Here is a 4,986-nt window from a genome sequence, read left to right on the forward strand (position 1 = left end):
TTCCCCGGATCTTATTTCCTCTTTCCCTTCCTTCTTTTCTCATGATTTTCACAGAAAAAAGGAGAGAAAAACTCTCTCCCATCATCTCTCTATTCTTCTTCTAAGTCATACTTTTCTTGTGCCAGACGAAAGGCCTGATCGGCCGCTTCGTGTGCCTCTTCATATTCTGCTTCGCGAAACGCGGTTTCTGCAGTCTGCAAGAAAGCGGCGATTTCTTTATCATAACGTCGAAAACGATTCGTACGCTGAATCTTGTCTTCCGTCATCCGGATATCACGAATCATTCTCGCTCCATCTTCCAGCAATGTCGCAACTTGCTCTTTCGCTTCCTTCAATAAATGGTCAACCTTCTGCATTTTCAGCGGAATCTCCTGAAGCGCCTCTTCTACCGTGCCAATAGCCTGCCGTGACAACTGTATATTGCTTGTAATCCCATACGGCAGCTTAGGCAGATGCAGACGTTTTAACTGCTGCTCGACTCTTGCGACGCTGCCACGCAAGTCATGCACCTCTTCGCGGGCCATTCGCTCACCCTGACGGAACTCTTTTAATTCCTTCATCACCAGATCACGGCGTTCCATCATCTGTGTGACTCGCTCCGTTACCTGAGTCAGCGTCTCACCATGCCGATCATAATTCTCACCGGATTCGCTCGCGCTAATTTGTTCAAGCGTATTCTCAATATCAGCAGCCACTTCAGGAATCTGTTGGTAATAATAAAACGCCTCTCCATCCTCTACTTGATATCGTTGGGATAAGTCACTCAGTTCACCGGACAAATATTCCTCGTCCTGTTTTAGTATATTGAGATAGTATGGAAGCTCATTTACGTACTGGCGATATTGATGCCTGTTTGTCACAATCTCTTCCATCGTCTGATAGACGGCTTCAATGTCCTCCCGAATTTCAAGAATGAGATTTTCGGCATCTGTTACCTTGCCTTCTTCAAATAGCAGCGGCAGTTTCTCTGCCTTGCCACGAATCTTTACAAGGCGCGCGGCGAAAAACTCTTCACCGCTCGTATAACCACCTTCTACCATTTCTTTGGCATCTTCGTCCAATTGGCGAATTTCTTGATCTAAATCCTTCACAATCGTTTGGCGTACTAGCGGTACTTTCTGTAGCAGTTCCATTAGCGCTTGCTGTCTTTCCACAAGCTCCTGCAGGCGGTTGCGTGCCTCCTCAAAATCGCCTTTCTCCTCCGACTGTTTAACAGCCTGTGACTCTCTATCGAACTGGTTCATCTGTTCTTTCAGAGTATGAAATGACACACCGTATTGAATCCGGAGTTCATCCAACCGACGCTCATTCTTCTGGTGTAGCTGGTCCGCCTCCTCTTTAAAAGAAGCGACATCTTTTAGCGTTTCGCGAAGCTTGTCCAACCGGATATGTAAGTTACGGTACTCTTCTTCAATGCGAAACAACTTATCTTTCGCTTCTTGAATAATCTCCTGTCCCCGCTTAAAACGAAATTTCATTAGATTCTCTTCCGCATCGACCAGTATAAGCTCTACATCGGCAATAGCGTCTTTCTTCAAATCATCAAGCGCAGTAAGGATCGCCAGATACTTCTCTTTTACTCTGCCCGGCTCTTTCTTCCAGGTTGGAGCAATTTCAAAAGCATTAAGCTGATCCGCTACCTTTATGCGCCATTCATCTACTTCGTCAATCTCCTTTAATACTCGAGCGCGTTTGGTATAGGCAAATGCAGCTCCGCCCAGTCCAGCCGCGACAAGCACAAGTCCGATAAGCAGCCAGACAGGCCAGGAAGTAACTTTCTCGGCAGCAGCCGGAGCAGGCGCTCCTGCCATAACGACCTGACCTGTGCTTCCCTGCTTCTGGCTCTGTGTGCGCACTTCATCTTCAACCGCTTCAACAAAAGACATTACTCCGGTCATCAAGGTGCCCTGGTTCGCATATGGTTCGAAGAAATATTCCATTTTGCGCTGCAGCACTTCCTGTGTAATCCCACTCTCTCGAAAATACTTGCCGCTTAGAATAACCATATTCTTCTCTGCCACTGATAAAACCATAATCATTGCTTTGTCATCTACCGTGAATTTGCCCAGGATCTGCTCCGCGTACTGCTGAAGCGTCAACGGTTTGCTGTCAGCGACGACTACCAGCTTGTACGTTTGTTTCATATTTGAAGTTAAATTCGCGAATTTTTTCTCCTCTTCATTTTTGATAACATTGTTAACATCCGTTACCGGTTTATTTAAGGAAGCCGGCAGCGGAGCCGCCAAGACATAACAAGGACTTGCCAGAACGGCAAGCATGATCATCCATACTATAAAAAAACGGGACACCCGTTGTCGTTTTATATCTGTCATTATGCCGTACTCCTTTGGGAAAAATCAGCCTATTCTTTTATAATAATTAGGTATCTACTAAGAAAGTTCCTGCTTAAAAGTAGGTTTTTCAACAAAAAACTTAGCGAAGTGTGTTGAGCGGTGTCAGCATATGACGCAAGAAATCGGATATGTAGCGCACCATTTCCTCGACAAATCCATCGTCGAGTGGCTCCAAGTAAAATACTTCACGAATAATCTGCGGATATGTATAAGGAAAACTTGTAATAGCCATAAGCTGGATTACCACTCCATCCACCTGCAGTGCAGGAAATTCCCCCTCCGCAATCCCTTCTTCAATGATTGCGGTAAAATAATGTTTGAGCCGGGCCAAGTACGTACTCATAACTTCTCGTCCAAGCATTGATTCTACCGACAGCTCACGCTGAATAAGTCGGGTAACCTGATACGAATCGCACTGAAAACGAACCAGGCTCTCCACCATGCTGTGCAAAAGATCAGACAAAGAGTGCCAATCACCGTCATAGCGACAGGCGTCCAATCTATGAAACATATTTTCATAATAATCAATCATCATATGTTCCAACAGCCCTTTTTTATTTTTGAAATAGTAGGAAATCAACGCTACGTTCACGTCGGCTTTACACGCGATTTGCCGGACTGTCGTACCGTCGAATCCTTGTGAATCAAACAGCTCGACTGCGGCCCGGATAATCTTTTGTTTCGTTAGCTTCGGCGAACGTTTCACGATTTGTCCCCCCAAAAAAACCTTGCTTTTATGAGAGCAAGGTTGATTTTTTCTTCTTTTTTACATAGCCAATCCCCAGCATGAACAGACAAAGCCCAAGCGCAATCAGAATAAGCTTTCCTTTATGCTGTTCCCAGTGAATTAAATAATGTCCAAGCAGTGATTCGAACAAAACGGCCGGACCTTTGCCAATCAGCGTTGCAAATAGAAAGGCGCGGAACGGTACCTTCGAGATTCCTGCCGCCGTATTGACTGCACTTGAAGGCAGAATGGGTATCCAGCGGGCAAACAAAATCACGATAAAGCCTTTTGTCTCAGCGTATCGGTTTAAATTCTTTACAAACGAATGATGTTCCATCCTCTTCTCTGCCCACTCTCTTCCAACATAGCGGGCCAGGAGAAAGTTAGTCAGTGCTGCCAGCACGGCACCTATCCAGCTGATCGCAAATCCGAGCCAAAACCCGAAGGCGAGCACATTGGCTCCTGCCAACAATACAAAAGGTACGACGGGAAAAAACGTCTGTACGATAACGGCTGCAATGGAAATCAGAAAGGCAATCCACCCGTACAATTCTATCTGTGCAGCAATCTGCTCAACGTTCCCTGTCCGAATCAGATGGCCGAATTCAGTCTGCATAAGTGCATATAGCATTACAGTCAGGAAGAGGGCAGAAAACAATAGACGCTTCAATCCACCGCCTCCATTTGTTATAGCGCATCCTATCTTCATTATTATATCACTAAAAGAACAAAAAAACCTCTCTTTCCTGAGAGGTTTCAATCGGAAAAGCAAAACTTTTTTCTTCTCATTTCACCTGTTTGTAACGATATATATGTTCTTTCTCTATCCATACCGCTTCAACCTGTTTGCGCTCTTCCAACAAGTCCAGATGACCCAATATTTCTGAAAACGTAAGCGGCAATTCTTTGAGATAAATAGCAGGGAAGAGAAGCTGAGTCAGCTCGAATACCGTTTTGTCTCCATCTGTTAGCAGTTCGCGGATTTTTTCCGCTCTATCGTCGTTACGACGCAAACGATAGGCGATTAATTCAGCCGGATTCTCAATCTCTTCTCCGTGCGCCGAAAGCATGCGTCGAACCAGTATCTCCGCTATTCTCTGCATTGCGTCACGATATACAAGCAGTGGTCTAGGTCGCTTCTGTCCAGAGCGCATAGGAGGCTCTACGAACGCATTAGACGAGATTTCTTTAATCAGGAAGTCACCAGACAGCATCAATCCATCCTGCTCCCGGTATAGCGCAAGGTGATTTTGCGTATGTCCCGGCGTGAAAACAGTTCGCCACTCTTCACAGCCTTCTAGCTTCTCGCCGCCTGTCATTGTTTGGTGAACGGGTGCAGGCTCGCTGTATATTGCCATCATTTCTTTAAAGCGCTCCACGTAGCCAAGCAGAGCTCGTGGTACACCATTCTCCTCATACAACGTGCGGAAGAAATCATCATGATGCTGCATAAACGCTTCATCCATCGTTACATACGGCACAGCGTCCGGATGCGCGATCACTTTAGCATCGGAACGCGTCACCACCTCGGCAGTCAGACCCGAATGATCCACATGCTGGTGCGTCAGGAAAACTTGGTCGATATTATGCCAGGCTAACCCGTTTTCTTTTAGGAAACGATCAAGCAATTCGAACGCCTCTTTCGTTTTTGGCCCGACATCTACAAGCGTACAGCTTTCTCCTTTTAACAGAAACACATTAATAGGCCCCACGCTGAACGGTGTAGGAATTTTCAATGGCAGCACTTCTATACTCTGGTTGGTCCTTTCCATGCTGTTCCTCCTATTTTATCTGACTGGATGTTCATTCATAAAAAACCATCATGGTATCTCAGCCGCAACCCCGACATGAAAATCATAGGAAGGGCGGCTTACTTTTGCGATATGAAGGAAAAGAGAGAAGAGA

4 protein-coding genes are annotated in these 4,986 nt (G+C 45.8%); all 4 read right to left on the reverse strand.

All coding sequences use genetic code 11. The features are described from left to right. Positions 1-89: 89 nt before the first annotated feature. The 4 genes from B2899_RS17310 to B2899_RS17325 all read right to left on the reverse strand — a co-directional run bounded on the left by B2899_RS17310 (position 90) and on the right by B2899_RS17325 (position 4,853). The gene (locus tag B2899_RS17310) at positions 90-2,333 is read right to left on the reverse strand and encodes a septation ring formation regulator EzrA (RefSeq protein ID WP_146808464.1); all 2,244 of its coding nucleotides are present in this window, start codon (positions 2,331-2,333) and stop codon (positions 90-92) included. Positions 2,334-2,433: 100 nt separating this feature from the next. Then, positions 2,434-3,060: a forespore capture DNA-binding protein RefZ gene (gene refZ, locus B2899_RS17315; protein ID WP_170230130.1), complete on the reverse strand. Its 627-nt coding sequence runs from the start codon at positions 3,058-3,060 to the stop codon at positions 2,434-2,436. 28 nt (positions 3,061-3,088) lie between these two features. Then, complete coding sequence (locus tag B2899_RS17320; RefSeq protein WP_170230131.1) at positions 3,089-3,751, reverse strand: TVP38/TMEM64 family protein; 663 nt, start codon at positions 3,749-3,751, stop codon at positions 3,089-3,091. Between the two features lie 115 nt (positions 3,752-3,866). Next, positions 3,867-4,853 carry an MBL fold metallo-hydrolase gene (locus tag B2899_RS17325; RefSeq protein ID WP_286887388.1) on the reverse strand — a complete coding sequence of 329 codons (987 nt, stop codon included), beginning with the start codon at positions 4,851-4,853 and terminating at the stop codon, positions 3,867-3,869. Between the last annotated feature and the right edge of the window lie 133 nt (positions 4,854-4,986).

Source organism: Aneurinibacillus sp. UBA3580 (genome assembly GCF_002375825.1).
GTDB lineage: Bacteria > Bacillota > Bacilli > Aneurinibacillales > Aneurinibacillaceae > Aneurinibacillus > Aneurinibacillus danicus.